The organism is Brevibacterium linens ATCC 9172 (genome assembly GCF_900169165.1).
Taxonomy (GTDB): Bacteria; Actinomycetota; Actinomycetes; order Actinomycetales; family Brevibacteriaceae; genus Brevibacterium; species Brevibacterium linens.
Genome location: NZ_FXYY01000002.1, coordinates 173770 through 190723, shown reverse-complemented (window position 1 = coordinate 190723; position 16954 = coordinate 173770). Strand labels below are relative to the sequence as shown.

Below are 16954 nucleotides of genomic sequence, written 5' to 3'. Positions count from 1 at the left end.
CCATCACCATTGTAGGATCTCGCACAGACACAGGGCTGTCCGTCCGCAGGGCGCAATCGGCAATCGCCTTCGTGTCACCGGCTGACGGTAGTGTGAAGGTGACCTGCCATCGGCACGAAGGAGCAGCCCTGTGAGCACACCCGGATTCGTCGAACCCGATGTCGAGGCGATGTCTGCGGCTCTCGATGCCGCAGCACAGCAGCTCGACGACCAGGGTGGATCCCTGGCATGGGGAGTCTTTCGCCGAGGCGACCCTGCCCGAACCGTCAACGCCGACGTTCCGTACCGGATCGCTTCGATGACGAAGTCCTTCACCGCCGCGGCCATCGGGGTCCTCGCCGCCGACGCGCTCGACCTCGACGCTCCCTTCTCTGCCCTGCTCCCCGAAATGGCCGGTACGGCCATTGCCGACCGCACCTGCCGGCAGGCCCTGACGATGAGCACCGGTTTCACCAAGGACGACCCGTGGGCCGACAGGATGGAGGCGATGACTCCGGCCGAGCTCACCGACTGGCTGCACCGCGGCGCCATCGCCTGCGCCCCAGCCGACACCGGCTATGAGTATTCGAACCTCGGCTATGCGCTTCTCGGCATGGTCGCCGAGGCGGTCACGGGCAGACCGTTCACCGAACTCGTGGCCGCGGAGATCGTCGGACCCCTGACGCTCACGCACACGGGTTTCGACCACACCGACTTCCCGGACCTGGCGCCCGGTCACCGAGTCGATCTGGGCGGTGGCCTCCACCCGGCCGAACTCACCGGGCCCGGGGTCTTCTCCCCCATCGGCGGGATCATCTCCACCGTGAACGACATCGGCACATGGATGGGCGCGCATCTCGACGCCCTCGAACGCATTGACTCCTACGCTCCCGGGTCCCTGTCACGGATACTGACCGACGACCAGCAGCCACGACGGACCATGGAGATCCAGACGAGCGACCATCACGCGGAGTCGCTCAGCTACGGGCACGGGCTCGAAACTCGACTGGACACGCGCTTCGGCCGAGTCGTCTGCCATTCCGGCGGCTACCCCGGGTACGGCTCACATATGCGCTGGTTCCCCGACCTGGGGCTGAGCCTCGTCGTCCTCGGCAACACCACGTACTATCCGGCGCAGCGTGTGGTCCAAGATGCGCTCGACCTCGGGTGGGCGGCGGCCACGGGACAACAGGGCATACGGCTGGAACGGCGGACCACCTCGGCGCCGGTGCCCTGCTACTCTGCGGGCCGAGCCCAGATCGACACCGTGATGGCCGCGGCCAACCTCGTCAATGACTTCGACGACACCGTCGCCGAGGAGATCTTCGGGGTGAACGTGGACCTCGACGAACCCCGTGACGAGCGGCGGGAGAGCTTCGCCCGGTGGCGGGCGGAGAAGCAGCTCGACCGTCCCTTCGCCGAGGCGGACCTCGAGATGGTCTCCCCACTGCGCGGAGTGGTCACGGTGCCGGGCACAGCCGAGGCGAAGTCCACGATCACGGTCGGGCTCAATCACCTCGGCGAGGTCCAGGCGATCACCCTCAGTTCCTGAGTTCGACAGCCCGCGCCGGCCCGGCCCGGCCTACCCGCCGGAGTTGAAGATCGCGTCGAGGGTGATGGGTTTGACGAGGTCGACGTAGACGAGCAGCGCCGTCATGCACAGCATCAGTCCGATGCACACGTACGTCAGCGGCAGCAGCTTCGCGGTGTCGAAGGGACCGACCAGCCCGCGCCCGCGCCACCGGTTGATGCGGCGGCGCGCACCTTCGTAGAGGCCCACGGCGATGTGTCCGCCGTCGAGGGGCAGCAGCGGGATCATGTTGAACGCGAAGAGGAAGATGTTGAGTGAGCCGAGCATGCCCAGCCCCATCTGCGCCTTGTCGACGACGTCGATCTGGTCGGTCGACACGATCTCGCCGGCGATGCGGCCGACGCCGACCATGCCGACGAGTCCCTCGGCATCGCGGTCCTTCGTGCCGACGGCCACCTCGCCGATGTCGACGAGTTTGACCGGCAGCGTCAGGATCGCGTGGAAGACTCCTGAAACCTGGTCCCACACGGCGCCGGGGAACTCATCGAGCGGCAGGGACTGACGTTCCTGGACCGGTCCGACGCCGAAGAATCCCTGTGTCTCGGTCTGCGGGGTCCCGTCCGGGTTGAGCACGGCCCTGCCCGCGTCGTCGACCTTCGGCCGTTCGGTGGCGATGATCGGCACCGTCACCGTCTGGGCCTGACCGTCGCGGATGAAGTCGACGTCGACGCGTTCGCCGGCATGGTCCTTGATGACCGAGGACAGCTGATCCCAGTCCTTCGTCTCGACGCCGGCGATCGCGGTGATCTCGTCCCCCGGTTTGATCCCGGCTTCCCACGCGGGAGTGAGCTGATCGTCGTCACGGCAGGTGTTCTGTTCCGAGGCAGGACGCTGCTGCGCCTCGGAGGCGGGCACCGCACATTCGACGACGGTCTGGACGGTCGTCGTCAGAGTGATCACACCGATGCCCAGCAGCGAGATCGCCATGATGAGGATGCCCAGGACGAGGTTGACCAAGGGACCCGAGAACATGACGACGAGCCGTTTGGGCACGCTGAGCGCATAGAACGTCCGGCGCTCCTCCCCCGGCTCGATCTCCTGATTCGAGAACTCCCGGGCATCGGCCATCGTATCTTCGAACAGCCGCCCCTTCCGTTTCTTCCGGTCCCGACGCAGCGGTGCGGCGTCGCCGTCTTCCGTCCCTCCGCCGAGCCGGCCCGACGTTTCGTTGTCCGTTGAGTCCGGCGCCCCGTCCGGTTCGCCGAGGCGGCCCGCCGTTCCGTCGACCCCGCCGTCGACGACGATGCCGGCGGCACCGCCTTTCCGTCCAGCGGCGGCTGTCTCATGGCGGGACTTCGTGGCCTCTTCCGGCGGGTACATTCCCGGCATCGCGATGAACCCGCCGAGGGGGAAGGCTTTGATGCCGTATTCGGTCTCACCGCGGCGGAAGGAAAACAGGGTCGGTCCGAAGCCGACCATATAGTGCGTGACTTTCACCCCGAACTTCTTCGCCGGAGTGAGGTGGCCGAGTTCGTGCAGCGCAATCGAGATCGAGATGCCGATGAGGAACAGGATGATCCCGACGATGTAGAGCACAACGGTCATCGGCGGCCCCCGTTCTGTTCGGCGACGTCGGCGCGAGCGAAGTCCCTGGCCCACCCGTCGGCGGCCAGCACGGTCTCCACCGTGTGTTCGGCCGCAGGTTCGTGGGCGGCCAGGGCTCGGGCCAGACCTTTATCGATTCCGGTGAAGGCGATGTCACCGGCGATGAACGCGGCGACGAGTTCCTCATTGGCGGCGTTGAGCACCGCGGGGTAGCTGCGCCCTTTCTTACCGGCGTCGATGGCCAGGCCGAGCGCGGGAAAGGCGAGATGGTTGACCGGTTCGAACGACCAGTGCATGGGCTGGCCCCAATTGTGCGGGACGGCTCCCGAGGTCAGTCGCTTCGTCGTCCCGTCGTCCTGGGTGCCCAGAGCATAGGAGATCGGCAGGCGCATATCCGGTGGGGAGATCTGCGCGATCGTCGAGGCATCGGTGAACTCGACCATCGAATGGATCTGCGACTGCGGTTGGACGACGACTTCGATGTGGTCGAAGTCGATGTCGAAGAGCAGGTGGGCTTCGATGACTTCGAGGCCCTTGTTGACCAGGGTCGCCGAGTTGATGGTGATCATCGACCCCATCGACCAGGTGGGATGGTTGAGCGCCTGGGCGGGGGTGACCCGACGCAGGGCATCGCGGGTCATTCCGCGGAACGGTCCGCCCGAAGCGGTGATGATGAGTTTGCTGACTTCACCGTGCGTTCCGGCGCGCAGCGCCTGGGCGATCGCGGAGTGCTCACTGTCAACCGGCACCAGCCGGGCCCCGGAGGCACGAGCGGCGTCGAGGACGATGGACCCGCCGATGATGAGGGATTCCTTGTTCGCCAGGGCCACATCCGTGCCGCGTTCGAGAGCGGCCAGGGTCGCGCCGAGACCGGCGGCACCGGTGATCGCGTTGAGGACCATGTCCGCGGCCAAACGTGCGACCGCCTCGGCGGCGTCGTCACCGAGGTGGATGGCGTCGACGGGATCGGTGATCCCCCGCTCGGCAGCCAACTCGGTCAGTCGCGCACGCACCTCGGTCTCGCCGCCGGCAGGAGGAGTGGCGAGCCCGATGACGGGAACGTGGAAATCGAGGGCCTGCTCGAGCAGAAGGTCGAGCTGGGAACCGGCGACCAAGCCGACGATCATGTGCTCGTCCCGGTGTTCGGCAAGGACGTCAAGGGCCTGGGTGCCGACCGAACCGGTTGAGCCGACTACAATGAAACCACGTTTACTCACGCCAACCGATGATGCCAAAGTTCTCTGGGAAATGACTCGACACGTTCTCGTATGTCGCTTCGATCTCCGCCCAGGGAGCCGCGGAGATCTTGTGGTTCGGATGCGTCGGTTGTCCACCGCGCTCCGGTGAAACAGTGGGTGAGAAGAATCAATGGCGAAAGAGATGGATATGAGCACAACGCTGAGCCCTGACGACATTCTTGGACTGGATTCGGTCTTCGAACCCGATGACCTCGAATTCGCATCGATCGTGAAGAAGTGGCTGGACGAGAACGTCCGGGAGAAGATCGGCGACTACTTCCTCGACGCCACCATCCCCGCTCGCGAACTGGCCGAAGGACTCGGCGAGCTCGGTCTGCTCGGCATGCACCTCGACGGCTACGGCTGCGGCGGTTCGACGGCGACTCAGTACGGACTGGCCTGCCGGGAGCTCGAAGCCGTCGACTCCGGTCTGCGGTCGCTCGTGTCAGTGCAGGGATCGCTGGCCATGTTCGCCATCCACCATTGGGGATCGGAAGCGCAGAAGGAAGAATGGCTGCCGAAGATGGCCGCCGGCAAGGCAATCGGCTGCTTCGGTCTGACCGAACCCGATGTCGGCTCCGACCCGTCGGGGATGAAGACGACCGCGAAGAAGGACGGATCCGACTGGATCCTCAACGGCGCGAAGATGTGGATCACGAACTCCCCGGTCTCCGACGTCATGGTCGTGTGGGCCAAGACCGAGGAGGTCGATGGCTTGGGCAAGAACGTCGTCCGCGGCTTCGTCGTCCCCTCGAACACCGAGGGTGTGCAGACCCCGGAGATCCACCGCAAGATCTCGCTGCGCGCATCCATCACGGGTGAGATCGTCCTCGACAACGTCCGCCTGCCCGAGGACGCGATGCTGCCGAAGGCCAAGGGACTCAAGGGACCCCTGTCCTGCCTGTCCGAGGCTCGCTACGGAATCGTCTTCGGTGTCACCGGCGCGGCCCGTGATGCCCTGCTCTCGGCGCTGGAGTACACCGGGACCCGTGTGCAGTTCGATCGTCCGCTGGCCTCGTTCCAGATCACGCAGCAGAAGTTGGCGAAGGCTTTCGGCCAGTATTCGCAGATCACTCTGCTCGCCGCGCATCTGGGCAAGCTCAAGGACTCGGAGAAGGGTGTCCGTCCAGAGCAGATCAGCCTGGGCAAGATGGTCAATGTCGATACCGCGATGAACGTCTGCCGTGACCTGCGCGCCCTGTTCGGCGGGTCGGGCATCACAAGCGAGTACCCGCCGCTGCGTCACGCGGTGAACCTCGAGACCGTGCTCACCTACGAAGGCACCCATGAGGTGCATCAGCTGACCCTGGGTCGGACGATGACCGGAATCAACGCCTTCGCGAACTGAGCCTCAGCTCCAGGGGCGGGCCGGGGTACCGGCTGCACCCACCCACCGACTGGCTCAAAGTGCCCGCGCCCGGCCCTAATGCACTGCACGGACACTTTGAGCCAGTCGGTACGCAGCCGGCCGTTGTCAGTTCCAGTGGCCCCGGCGCAGTTCGAGGACGGCCGTGTGGTCATCCTCGCCGAGGTGGCTCCGGGCTGCCAGCCCCCGCTCGGTGGCGAACCCGGTGGCCTCTGCGACCTGACCTCGCCCGAGCTCGATGAGCAGCACACCGTCCGGGCCCAGCCAGTCGAGTGACTCCGTGATGAGTCGGCGCACGAGGTCGAGTCCGTCGTGTCCGCCGAACAGAGCGGTGCTCGGCTCGAAGTCGAGGGCCTCATGGGGCAGAAAATCGGCCGCAGTTTCAGGAACGTAGGGCGGGACCGCCGCGATCACCGAGATCGACTGGTGCAGTGAGTCGGGCAGTCCGTGCAGGCAGTCGAGGACATGCCCCGTCACGGTGGTGCCGGCCTCCAGTGCCGGCACTGATTCGCCTGCCCGGCCGAACTCCCCCGTGTGAACACAGCTTTCGGCATTCCCCACCGCACAACCCACAGCCTCCGCCTGCGCATCACCGAGGTGAATATCGACCCCCGGCACCGACGCGGCCACCGCCGAGGCGACCGGTCCGACCCCGCAGAACGCTTCGAGCACAACAGGTCGCATTGCCGCGACGCCGGCTTCTGCTTCTGCCCCGTTCTTTCGTGAGTTGGTCTCCGGCCTGTTCCCTCGTGAGTCCACCATCCGCTGAACCGCGGACACCGCGTGCGTCGCGAGCAGAGCGGTCCGCTGCCGCGGCACGAACACTCCGGGCTCAACGTTCAATCGCAAGCCCGCAAAATCGACCCAACCGACGATCTGCTCGAGGGGTTCGCCGGCAACGCGACGAGCCACCAGCTCACCGAGTCTCGGCGCAGCATGAGCGCCAGCAGACCCGTCGCCAGCAGACCCGTCGACAGCGGGCCCGTCGACCGTGGGCGAGTCGACAGCAGACGCGGTCGCTGTCTCGAGGAGGATCGCCGCTTCGTCTTCGGCGAAGACACAGCCGGCCGCGCGCAGGGCAGCCACCGTCTCAGCCGAACGCAGATCAGCAGGCCGCGGGTCCGCAGGCCGCGGGTCCGCAGAGGCCGGATCGTCGACACCATCATCGGTGTCGAAGCCCCCAGACGTCCGGGGCTCAGGAAGCAGAGAGGACCTCGGTGCGGTACCAGTCGAGGCTCGAACTCGCCTCAAGATCACCGTCGTCGGTGAGCACCAGCGTGCGCTGCGGGTCGAGCGGCACCACGGCGGCGAATTCGACGCGGGAGTCGCGCATCGCCTGGTCGAGGTTCGCGGTTTCAGACCCGATCGTGACTCCGACGCCTTCGAAGCGCGACCGGGTGACCCGCACGGAGGCACGCCCCGGTTCGATCGGTGTGTCTTCGATGGCGTGGAGAACCACCAGGTCTGAAGCAGAGTCAGACGCAGCCCCTGCCCGCAGATCCACGACGAGCCCGATCCGGGCGGCGGCAAGAACACCGAGCGCCCGCGCCAGCGGCGGGACATCCTCGGCGAAGGTGAACCGGGCTCCGGATTCGGGAACGACACCCATGGCGCGCAGCACTCCGGCGAGCTTCGAACTGCGGTCGAGCACCTCGGCGCGGTCGAGCTCGACCGGAACGGACAGGGCCTTGATCAGGCGGGGATCGGTGACTTCACGACCGTCGACCAGCGGTTTCTCCGGTGCCGGACCGGTCAGCACGACGTCCTCGGCCCGGCCCATGGCGATCGGGAAGTCGAGGAGTTCGTACACCGGGTTGAGCGTGCCGGGATCGGTCGCGGTCGGAACCGCGAAGTAGTGGAAATCAGTCAACGGAGGCCATCACTTCGACGACACGGTCGATGAACGCATCGACCTGGTCCTCGTTGTACGCCTTCTTGCCTTTCGCGGTCTTGAACAGCACGCGGCGGACCTGGTCGACGCTCATCGCCACGCCCTGCGTGAAGTACGAATTGACCTTGTCGCACATGTCGTCGACCTGGGTGATGTCGTAGCCGATGACTCCGGGAGGCGGGTTGTCGAAGCGCTCCCCGGGCTCACGGACCAGGCGTCCCCGCAGGGACGCGGCCACACGGGTGAGTTCGGAGACCCAGGCGTCCTGACCGGACTGCGCGATGAGGCGGTCGCGGGCCTGCTTGGCGAATGCGTCTTCGAGACGATCGAGCGCGGCATCGACGACGGCGACGTGATAGCCCTTGCGGACGAGGTCGAAGCCGACCGTGCGCACCGCCCGGGAGTCGAGGTCGCCGGGTTGCGGCGTCGGCCGTTCGAAGGACTCACGTGCACGTTTGAAGAAGCTGTCGACCTGCTTGGGGTCGTATCCGTTCTTCCATCCGGACATTCGAGGGAAAGTCGTGTCCGCCATGTCTCCTCCAGAAGCGAGTGGCTGTGGTGTTTCCACCATGATAGATGGAAGCCGCAGAAATTGCGTGGCCGCGGTCGGCGGGTGCCGATCCGAGCATCGATCAGTCGGCTGCGGCGAGCTGTCCGCAGGCGCCGTCGATATCGGAGCCGCGGGTATCGCGGATCGTCGTCGGAATGCCCTGATCGATGAGGCGGTGGACGAATTCGTCGGCGACGTCCGGTTCGGAGGCAGTCCACACCGACCCCGGGGTCGGGTTGAGCGGGATCGGGTTGACGTGGACCCAGCCGCGTCCGCGGGCGTTGAGTTTCTTCGCCAGCAGTTCGGCACGCCAGGCGTGATCGTTCATGTCCTTGATGAGCGCGTATTCGATGCTCACCCGGCGTCCGGTCACCTGGTAGTAGTTATAGGCGGCGTCGATGGCCTCGTCGGCCTTCCACCGTGTGTTGACCGGGATCATCTCATCGCGCAGCTCGTCATCGGGGGCGTGCAGGCTGAGTGCGAAGGTGACGGGGATGTCCTCGGCGGCGAGTTTGTTGATGCCGGGCACGAGCCCGACCGTGGAGATCGTGATCCGCCTGGCCGACATGCCCAGCCCTTCGGGGCTCGGTCCGACGAACCGGCGAACCGCGTTCATCACGCGCTTGTAGTTGGCCAGGGGTTCGCCCATGCCCATGAACACGATGTTCGAGACCCGTTCGGGTCCCTTCGCCGAGGCGGCCGTCGCCTCCGGGTCGAACGCGGACTCCCCCGCCGCATCGTCATCGTCGGCTTCCGCACCGAGCGCGGTCTCGCCGGCACCGGGCATATCCGACGTCGGAGCCTCGGAGAGCTCACCGGCGGCGATGACCTGGTTGGCCCGGACGACCTGCTCGACGATCTCGGCCGTGGACATGTTCCTGGTCAGGCCCTGCTGGCCGGTGGCGCAGAACGGGCAGTTCATTCCGCAGCCGCACTGGCTGGACACGCACAGGGTGACACGGTTGCGGTAGCGCATGAGCACGGATTCGACGAGAGCGCCGTCGAAGAGCCGCCACAGGAATTTGATGGTGTCGCCGTTCTCGGTGCGCAGGCGGCGCACCTCGGTGAGCAGGTGCGGGAAGAACCGTTCCTGGATCTCTGCCCGCTTGTCCTTGGGCAGGTCCGTCATCGCCTCGGTGTCGGTGACGTAGTGGCTGAAGTAGTGGGTGGAGATCTGCTTGGCCCGGAAGGCGGGCAGCCCCATCTCTGTGACCGCGGCGATTCGTTCGTCCATCGTCATATCGGCCAGATGCTGAGGCGGCTGCTTGACCCGTGCGGACTTGAAGTTGAGAAGGGGACGGCCATCGCGCATCGGGGTCTTCGATGTCGTGCCGTCGGCATGTTCGACGACGGGCCTGGTCTGCCTTCTGCCTGCTTGAGAACTCACACGGCCATTGTCTCATGTTCGCCGCGCGCCTGTCGTGTGCGAGCCGCCACGTCGGGCGGTCGGCTCGGAACGCTCGGTTCGCGCGGTGTCGATCAGCCGCCATGTCGGGCGGGGCCGAACCCAGCGGGCCGGAGGACGCCTGCACGATCAGCCGCCTCGGCGATCAGCTCAGAGGTAGCCGGGCAGGACCGAGAAGAGGACGAGCGCGACGGGGGCTGTCGGCAGGATCGAGTCGAGGCGGTCCATCACACCGCCGTGGCCGGGCAGCAGGGTGCCCATGTCCTTGAGTTCGAGGTCGCGCTTGATCATCGATTCGCTGAAGTCGCCGAGGGTGGCGAACGCGGGAATCACCGCGCCGATGACCAGCCCGGTCCAGAACGGAGCGCCGACGACCGTGATCGCCAGGACCGTCGCGACCGCTGCGGCGAAGACCGTGGAGCCGAGGTAGCCCTCCCAGGACTTCTTCGGAGAGATCCGCGGGGCGATGGGGTGTCTGCCCCACAGCACGCCGAAGACGTAGCCGCCGGTGTCGGAGGCGACGACGGAGGCGAGGAAGATGATGACGTAGAAGTTGCCGTCCGGCTGGGTGAGGATGTAGACGATGAAGCAGGCCATGAGGCCGACGTAGGTGAGAGCGAAGAGGGAGAGCGAGACGTCTTTGACTGCATTCTTCCGGCGCTCGACCATCGTGAAGAGCATGACTGCTCCGGCGCTGGCGGCGAAGGTGACCCAGAGTGCTTCACGGCCGCCGATGAAGGTGGCGACGACCATGCAGGCGGCCGACACCATGGTGGGTACGCGCGAGACCAGGGAGCCGGACCGTGACAGCGCGTTCGCCAGCTCCCACATGGCGGCGACGATGCCGACGAGGACGATGAAGAGGAAGGAGATCGGCAGGAAGATCAGGGACGCGAGAACCACGCCGCCGATGAGCAGTCCCATGCCGATCGCGGCCGGCAGGTTCCGTCCGGCCCGGCCGTAGTCCTTCGCTTCCGGTTCGGCTTCGGCGGCAGCCGCCTCGGCGGTGGGATTCGACTCCGGATCGTCGGGCGAATACGGCTTGTCCGAATTGCGCAGGTCTCGACGTTTGGGGAAAGGGGTCTCAACCCGCGCGGCCTCGCCTGACTGATCCGGCTCCCCGAGGGGAGCCGGATCAGTCGCGGGGCTGTCGGACCCAGTCACGGCGATCATCAGACCTCGAGCAGCTCAGCTTCCTTCTGCGCAAGCAGCTTGTCGACGTTGTCCACCTTGCTCTTCGTCAGATCGTCGAGCTCGGAGATGCTGCGAGTGACCTCGTCCTCTCCGGCCTCGCCGTCCTTCTTGATGCGTTCGAGCGCCTCCTTGGCGTGACGGCGGATGTTGCGGATGGAGACCTTGCCGTCTTCGGCCTTGCCCTTGACGATCTTGACGTACTCCTTGCGGCGTTCCTCGGTGAGGTCCGGGAGGACGACGCGGATGACGTTGCCGTCGTTGGCAGGGTTCGCGCCGATGTCGGAGTTGCGCAGTGCGGTCTCGATATCGGTCAGCGTGCCCTTGTCGTAGGGGGTCACGAGGATCGTGCGAGCCTCGGGCGTCTGGAACGAGGCGAGCTGCTGCAGCGGCGTCGGTGCACCGTAGTAGTCGATCTCGATATCGGCGAACAGTGCGGGATTGGCGCGGCCGGTGCGGATCGACGCGAAGTCCTCCTGCGTGAATTCGACGGCCTTGTCCATCTTCTCTCTGGCTTCGGCCAGTGTCTCTTCAATCACGGTTGCCTCTTTCCATCTCTTAAAGCTTTGGGTTCATTCTATGGGTCAACACTGAAAAATGCCGCACCGCACGATCACAGGAATGTTCTCACCTGCGTTGATGCCAGTCGGCCTGCCGCCTCGATCGGGGCGTGCGTCAGTGGACGACCGTGCCGATCTTCTCACCGATGATGGCTTTGCGCAGGTTGGCCTCGCCTTCCATCCCGAAGACGTGCATCGGCAGCTTGTTGTCCATGCACAGGCTGAAGGCGGTCGCGTCGACGACCTTGAGACCGCGCTGCAGGGCGTCCTGGTAGCTGATCTCGGCGATCTTCTCGGCGTTCGGGTCGACCTTGGGGTCGGCCGTGTAGACGCCGTCGACACCGTTCTTGGCTATGAGGACCTCATCGGCGTGCACCTCGAGTGCACGCTGAGCGGCGACGGTGTCGGTGGAGAAGTACGGGAGTCCGGCGCCGGCGCCGAAGATGACGACGCGGTTCTTCTCCATGTGCCGCATGGCGCGGCGGGGAATATAGGATTCGGCGACCTGCGACATCGGGATCGCGGTCTGCACGCGGGTGTCGACGCCCGCCTGTTCGAGGAAGTCCTGCAGGGCCAAACAGTTCATCACGGTGCCGAGCATGCCCATGTAGTCGGCGCGGGTGCGGTCCATGCCGCGCTGTGAGAGTTCGGCTCCGCGGAAGAAGTTGCCGCCGCCGACGACGATGCTGACCTCGACATCCTCGGTGGTGGGTGCGACCTCGCGGGCAACTGCGGCCACGACGTCGGGATCGACGCCGATCTTGCCGCCGCCGAAGACCTCGCCGGAGAGCTTGAGCAGAACGCGGCGGCGGTGCGTCCGGAGGGCTCGGCTGGCATAGCTGGATTCGTGAACAGGGGTGCTTGTCATGGAGTCCTTCTTCCGTGCGGGCAGGTCTGTACCCGGTGGGATCGTCACTGTGTGCGGGCGTCTGTCTTCGGGTGCCTGTGTTCGGGCGTCTGGGTCAGTCTAGCGAAAAACGGGGTCGGACCGATTGGTCCGACCCCGCTTCGCCGGTGAGTTCTCACTCACTCGATGAACCTTGGAAGCAGAGATCAGTCTGCTTCACGGTCAGTGGCGCATCAGGCTCCGACGCGGAAGCGCAGGAAGCCGGTGGCCTTGACGCCGGCAGCCTCGAGCACCTTGGCCACGGACTGCTTGGGATCCTTGGCGAATCCCTGGTCGAGCAGGCAGTTCTCCTTGAAGAAGCCGTTGACGCGACCCTCGATGATCTTCGGCAGAGCCTGTTCGGGCTTGCCTTCGTTCTTCGCGGTGTCTTCGGCGATGCGACGCTCGTTCTCGACGAGATCGGCGGGAACGTCTTCGCGGGAGAAGTACTTCGGAGCCATGGCGGCGATGTGCACGGCGACATCGTGTGCCACGGTCTCGTCGTCACCCTCGAATGCCAGCAGCACGCCGACCTGCGGGGGCAGGTCCTTGTTGGTGCGGTGCAGGTAGGAGGCGATCTTGGAGCCTTCGACGCGGCCCACGCGACGCAGTTCGACCTTCTCGCCCAGCGAGGCACCGGATTCGGTGATGAACTGGGAGACGGGCTTGCCGTCGGTCTCGGCGGCCAGCAGCGCTTCGGCCGAATCGGCCTTGTTCGCCACGGCCAGTTCGAGGACCTCTTCGGAGAGCTTGACGAACGGTTCGGACTTCGCCACGAAGTCGGTCTCCGAGTTGAGCTCGATCATGGTGCCGACTCCGCCTTCGACGGAGGTCGCGACCAGACCGTCGGAGGTCGAGCGGCCTTCGCGCTTGGTGGCGCCCTTGAGGCCCTTGATGCGCAGGGCCTCCATGGCCTTCGTCTGGTCGCCGTCGGCCTCGTCGAGAGCCTTCTTGACGTCCATCATTCCGGCGCCGGTCTTCTCGCGCAGTGCCTTGATATCAGCGGCAGTGTAGTTTGCCATTCTTTCTCCTCAGGATGGTGGAGTTAAACGAAATCAGGACTCGGTCGACTCGGTGGAGTCGGCAGCTTCAGCGGCAGGAGCAGCTTCAGCGTTCTCGGCGTCAGCCACGGGAGCAGCCTCAGCGGCGTCGGCAGCCGGAGCGGCAGCCTCGGCGGGCTTCTCTTCGGTCTTGCCTTCGAGGAGCTCGCGCTCCCATTCGGGCATGGGCTCGACGGCGGAGACGTTCTTCTCTCCGCTGGCGTCGTCCGAGGAGTGGCGGGCGATGAGGCCCTCGGCCACGGCGTCGGCGACCACGCGGGTCAGCAGCGAGACCGAGCGGATGGCGTCGTCGTTGCCCGGGATCGGGTAGTTGACGTCGTCCGGGTCGCAGTTGGTGTCGAGGATGCCGATGACCGGGATGCCCAGCTTCTTGGCTTCGTCGACCGCGAGGTGTTCCTTCTTGGTGTCGACGATCCAGACGGCCGACGGGGTGCGCTGCATGTCGCGGATGCCGCCGAGGGTCTTCTCGAGCTTGTCCTTCTCGCGACGCAGGATGAGCAGTTCCTTCTTGGTGTGCGAGGAACCTGCAACGTCGTCGAAGTCGATCTCTTCGAGTTCCTTCAGCCGGCGCAGACGCATCGAGATGGTCTGGAAGTTCGTGAGCATACCGCCGAGCCAACGCTGGTTGACGTAGGGCTGGCCCACGCGCTGAGCCTGCTCAGCGATGGATTCCTGGGCCTGCTTCTTGGTGCCGACGAAGAGGATCGAGCCGCCGTGGGCCACGGTCTCCTTGACGAACTCGAAGGCGTTGTCGATGTAGCCCAGCGACTTCTGCAGGTCGATGATGTAGATGCCGTTGCGTTCGGTGAAGATGAAACGTTTCATCTTCGGGTTCCAACGACGGGTCTGGTGTCCAAAGTGTACGCCGCTGTCGAGCAGCTGGCGGATGGTGACGACGGCCATGCCGACGCCCTCCTTTCTGTGCACCCTCGGGGTGCTTTTACGTCACGCGCGCGTCGATCGTTCTCACAGCGAACCTTTAATGGTCCACGTCGATTCGATCGACAGGATGCGTCGATGACATTTTCGGTTGATTCCTGGTACCCGGTTCGTCCGCCCCACAGGCACACCTGACGGTTGCCTGCACCACGGGAAGGAGAAGAATTCGGATACGCGTAGTCAGAAGACACGCTTCTGCTGGTCTCAGTCTATCCCGTTTGGGCAAGTCATTTCCAATCACGATCGATCCCCCGCCGAGGCGGCCCACCGATCCGGATCATCGCATCGACTCGTGCGTCGACGGGTGTGGATCGCTCGGCGAGTCGAGCGCCGGAGCGCACGGTCCCGATCGTCGTGAGGAGCCGGATCACAGTGGTCTCGGTGCACTCGACCACCGCTTCCTGTGGACTGGCGTGCGACTCGAACGTCGGCGCCTTGTGGATGGACAAGGTCCGTCCACAGGGGTGATCCTCGCGGGTGACACGACCGTGCACGACGGGGTTGCATGCTCCCATGCCTCACATCGCGCTCGACCGCCTCCGCCAGCTGTTCCGCCTCCGGGCGAGACGCTCAAGCCTCGGCTCACCGCAGTCACTGCTTCTTGCCGTAATCGTCGCAGCGGCTCTTGTGCTCACGGGCACTCCCCCGGTGGCGAGCGCCGCCACAGGACCCGCCTCGATTTCTGCGCACAACGATCCGCACAGGAGTGCACCGACCAATTGGCTCACACCGGTGCCGGCGATGGAGATCATCACAGCCTTCGACCCTCCGGATCAGCCGTGGCTGACCGGCCATCGCGGAATCGACGTGCTCGCTGTCGTCGGCGAGCCGCTGCGGGCACCGACGGGAGGGACGATCCGCTTCGCCGGCACGGTCGCGGGGACTGCGACCGTCAGCATTCTCACCGATTCCGATCACGTTCTCACGTTCCAACCGGCCGAATCGTCGTTGGTCAAGGGTGAAGATTTCAAAGCTGGTGAGCAGATCGGCACGGTGGGCAGCGGTGGCCACTGTCAGCGTTCGTGCTTGCATATCGGAGCATGGCCGGCCGCGAGCGAGAAGAGGTACGTCGATCCGGGCAAGTTCTTCGGTCAGGAGAAGTCGGCGCTGCTGCCGCTGTCGCGGAAGCCTGCGAAAGAACCGAGAGGAGGTGGGGGTTCGACCGCCTCCGGTGCCGGAGCGTGGGGTGGTCACCGCAATGGGCGGATTCCCGCCTCGGCGATGTGTGCGTTGGAGTCGGCTCCCGGGCAGATGCTGCGCTGCGATGCTCAAGCGGCTTTCGATCGGCTCTCGACAGCGTTCGAGGCTCGGTTCGGTGCCCCGATCTCAGTCACCGACGCCTACCGGGACTACGCCACGCAGGTGGTCCTCAAACGACGGAAGGGGCGGATGGCGGCGACTCCGGGAACGTCGAACCATGGGTGGGCACTGGCGGTCGACCTCGGCGGCGGGATCAATTCCTTCGGCACCGCACAGCATCAGTGGATGCGGGCGAATGCGCCGAAGTTCGGGTGGATCCATCCCGGCTGGGCACGGCAGACGGGATCGCTGCCCGAGCCCTGGCACTGGGAATTTCGGAAGTAGCACGCCGCAGTCGGACCGACGCTTCCGCTATGACTCTGCCGGCCGAGTGCGGTGGGTCTCAGGCCCGCGGGTGTGCTCGCCGGTAGGTGTCCTGCAGACGTTGCATGGATACCTGGGTGTAGATCTGCGTGCTGCTCATCGTGGAGTGGCCGAGCAGCTCTTGGATCTGTCGCAGGTCGGCCCCGCGGTCGAGCATGTGCGTGGCCGCCGAATGCCGCAGACCGTGCGGTCCGATGTCGGGAGCACTGGGGTCGTCGGAGCCGTAGCGGTGAACGAGTTCGCGCACCTGTCGCGCACCGATGCGTCCCCCACGGACGCCGAGGAACAGTGCGTCGCCGCTGTGGGGACCGGCGAACAGTTCACGGGTGGCGAGCCAGTCGTCGAGGGCTCTGCGTGCCGGGGCGCCGAACGGGACGCGACGTTCTTTGTTGCCTTTGCCGAGCACGGTGATCATCGATGCGCGGTCGTCGATGTCGCTGCGGTCGAGTCCGGTCAGTTCGGAGACGCGGATCGCGGTGGCGTAGAGCATTTCGAGGATCGCGGCATCGCGGATGCGTTTGGCCGCGTCGTACGGGTCGCTCGTGTCCGCGTCGCCCTGTGCGGTGTCGCCCGTCGTGGCGCCGCCAGCCGCCGAATCGCTCGTGTCCGTGCCGCCCTGTGCGGCGTCCGCTGGCCTTCGTCCCGCGCCGGTGTCGCCGGTTCGCTGGCCGTCGGCAGCGGAGATGAGGTCGGCGGCCTGCTGCGGTTTGAGCACCGTGGGCAGCCGGGAGTCCTTCTTCGGAGTCCGCAGACGTGCGGCCGGGTTGTTCGACAGTCCCAGGTTGCTCACGCCGTAGGCGAAGAAGGAGCGAACGGCGGCGATCTTGCGAGCCACTGTCGATTTCGCGGCACCGGCATCGTCGAGGGTGATGAGCCAGGAACGCAGGTCATCGAGTTCGACGGAGGCGAGATCGATGCGTGCGCCGGACGTCGTCGACGCGCGTCCTCCCTCGGTCCCGCGCCGGAGCTTCGTCGAGTGCACGGCGTGGTCGAGGAAGTCGGAGACGTCGGCGACGTAGGCACGTGCGGTGTGCTCGGAGACGTCACGAGACCGCAGGTGGTCGGCATAGCCTGTCACCACCTCGGCGACGGTCGATGATGTGCTCACGTTCCCAGGATACGTGGATGG

At 65.7% G+C, this 16954-nt stretch carries 15 protein-coding genes; 3 read left to right on the top strand and 12 right to left on the bottom strand.

Annotated elements, in window-relative coordinates; genetic code table 11:
• Positions 1–130: 130 nt before the first annotated feature.
• Positions 131–1531 carry a serine hydrolase domain-containing protein gene (locus BLIN9172_RS02425; protein WP_101553680.1) on the top strand — a complete coding sequence of 467 codons (1401 nt, stop codon included), beginning with the start codon at positions 131–133 and terminating at the stop codon, positions 1529–1531.
• 30 nt (positions 1532–1561) lie between these two features.
• Here the strand turns inward: BLIN9172_RS02425 and BLIN9172_RS02420 are convergent, their stop codons facing one another.
• Together BLIN9172_RS02420 and dxr are read right to left on the bottom strand one after the other, a co-directional pair.
• Positions 1562–3115 carry a M50 family metallopeptidase gene (locus tag BLIN9172_RS02420; RefSeq protein WP_101553679.1) on the bottom strand — a complete coding sequence of 518 codons (1554 nt, stop codon included), beginning with the start codon at positions 3113–3115 and terminating at the stop codon, positions 1562–1564.
• Entirely contained in the window at positions 3112–4332 is a 1221-nt protein-coding gene (dxr, locus tag BLIN9172_RS02415) for a 1-deoxy-D-xylulose-5-phosphate reductoisomerase (RefSeq protein WP_101553678.1), read from the bottom strand. The genes BLIN9172_RS02420 and dxr overlap by 4 nt, the downstream gene beginning before the upstream one ends.
• Before the next feature lie 169 nt (positions 4333–4501).
• On the opposite strand from dxr, the gene BLIN9172_RS02410 reads away from it, so the two are divergent.
• Positions 4502–5701: an acyl-CoA dehydrogenase family protein gene (locus BLIN9172_RS02410; RefSeq protein ID WP_025777297.1), complete on the top strand. Its 1200-nt coding sequence runs from the start codon at positions 4502–4504 to the stop codon at positions 5699–5701.
• A gap of 126 nt (positions 5702–5827) precedes the next feature.
• Here BLIN9172_RS02410 and BLIN9172_RS02405 read toward each other — a convergent pair whose 3' ends face one another.
• The 9 genes from BLIN9172_RS02405 to rpsB form a co-directional block, all read right to left on the bottom strand.
• Positions 5828–6805, bottom strand: a complete 978-nt coding sequence (locus tag BLIN9172_RS02405) for a N5-glutamine methyltransferase family protein (RefSeq protein WP_205751015.1) — start codon at positions 6803–6805, stop codon at positions 5828–5830.
• Between the two features lie 109 nt (positions 6806–6914).
• Positions 6915–7589: a hypothetical protein gene (locus BLIN9172_RS02400; RefSeq protein ID WP_101553677.1), complete on the bottom strand. Its 675-nt coding sequence runs from the start codon at positions 7587–7589 to the stop codon at positions 6915–6917.
• Positions 7582–8142, bottom strand: coding sequence for a DivIVA domain-containing protein (locus BLIN9172_RS02395; RefSeq protein WP_025777300.1), 561 nt, complete (start codon positions 8140–8142; stop codon positions 7582–7584). Before BLIN9172_RS02395 ends, BLIN9172_RS02400 begins: the two co-directional genes overlap by 8 nt.
• Before the next feature lie 100 nt (positions 8143–8242).
• Positions 8243–9472, bottom strand: a complete 1230-nt coding sequence (gene rlmN, locus BLIN9172_RS02390; protein ID WP_025777301.1) for a 23S rRNA (adenine(2503)-C(2))-methyltransferase RlmN — start codon at positions 9470–9472, stop codon at positions 8243–8245.
• 243 nt (positions 9473–9715) lie between these two features.
• Positions 9716–10738 carry a phosphatidate cytidylyltransferase gene (locus BLIN9172_RS02385; RefSeq protein WP_101553676.1) on the bottom strand — a complete coding sequence of 341 codons (1023 nt, stop codon included), beginning with the start codon at positions 10736–10738 and terminating at the stop codon, positions 9716–9718.
• Positions 10738–11295, bottom strand: coding sequence for a ribosome recycling factor (gene frr, locus BLIN9172_RS02380; protein ID WP_025777303.1), 558 nt, complete (start codon positions 11293–11295; stop codon positions 10738–10740). The genes BLIN9172_RS02385 and frr overlap by 1 nt, the downstream gene beginning before the upstream one ends.
• Positions 11296–11431: 136 nt before the next feature.
• Complete coding sequence (gene pyrH / locus BLIN9172_RS02375; RefSeq protein ID WP_025777304.1) at positions 11432–12184, bottom strand: UMP kinase; 753 nt, start codon at positions 12182–12184, stop codon at positions 11432–11434.
• Positions 12185–12396: 212 nt separating this feature from the next.
• Positions 12397–13224, bottom strand: coding sequence for a translation elongation factor Ts (gene tsf / locus BLIN9172_RS02370; RefSeq protein ID WP_101553675.1), 828 nt, complete (start codon positions 13222–13224; stop codon positions 12397–12399).
• Between the two features lie 33 nt (positions 13225–13257).
• Positions 13258–14166, bottom strand: a complete 909-nt coding sequence (gene rpsB / locus BLIN9172_RS02365; RefSeq protein WP_101553674.1) for a 30S ribosomal protein S2 — start codon at positions 14164–14166, stop codon at positions 13258–13260.
• Positions 14167–14715: 549 nt separating this feature from the next.
• Here rpsB and BLIN9172_RS02355 point away from each other — a divergent pair.
• Entirely contained in the window at positions 14716–15786 is a 1071-nt protein-coding gene (locus tag BLIN9172_RS02355; protein ID WP_101553672.1) for a D-alanyl-D-alanine carboxypeptidase family protein, read from the top strand.
• A gap of 58 nt (positions 15787–15844) precedes the next feature.
• Here the strand turns inward: BLIN9172_RS02355 and BLIN9172_RS02350 are convergent, their stop codons facing one another.
• Positions 15845–16933: a tyrosine recombinase XerC gene (locus BLIN9172_RS02350; RefSeq protein ID WP_101553671.1), complete on the bottom strand. Its 1089-nt coding sequence runs from the start codon at positions 16931–16933 to the stop codon at positions 15845–15847.
• Positions 16934–16954: the final 21 nt, after the last annotated feature.

What these genes read in the sequence shown, in the direction of transcription:
- BLIN9172_RS02420 (WP_101553679.1), bottom strand. Translation starts at nt 3,115, where the DNA reads ATGACCGTTGTGCTCTACATCGTCGGGATCATCCTGTTCCTCATCGGC.
- BLIN9172_RS02410 (WP_025777297.1), top strand. Translation starts at nt 4,502, where the DNA reads ATGAGCACAACGCTGAGCCCTGACGACATTCTTGGACTGGATTCGGTC.
- BLIN9172_RS02395 (WP_025777300.1), bottom strand. Translation starts at nt 8,142, where the DNA reads ATGGCGGACACGACTTTCCCTCGAATGTCCGGATGGAAGAACGGATAC.
- rlmN (WP_025777301.1), bottom strand. Translation starts at nt 9,472, where the DNA reads ATGCGCGATGGCCGTCCCCTTCTCAACTTCAAGTCCGCACGGGTCAAG.
- BLIN9172_RS02385 (WP_101553676.1), bottom strand. Translation starts at nt 10,738, where the DNA reads ATGATCGCCGTGACTGGGTCCGACAGCCCCGCGACTGATCCGGCTCCC.
- pyrH (WP_025777304.1), bottom strand. Translation starts at nt 12,184, where the DNA reads ATGACAAGCACCCCTGTTCACGAATCCAGCTATGCCAGCCGAGCCCTC.
- tsf (WP_101553675.1), bottom strand. Translation starts at nt 13,224, where the DNA reads ATGGCAAACTACACTGCCGCTGATATCAAGGCACTGCGCGAGAAGACC.
- rpsB (WP_101553674.1), bottom strand. Translation starts at nt 14,166, where the DNA reads ATGGCCGTCGTCACCATCCGCCAGCTGCTCGACAGCGGCGTACACTTT.
- BLIN9172_RS02355 (WP_101553672.1), top strand. Translation starts at nt 14,716, where the DNA reads ATGCCTCACATCGCGCTCGACCGCCTCCGCCAGCTGTTCCGCCTCCGG.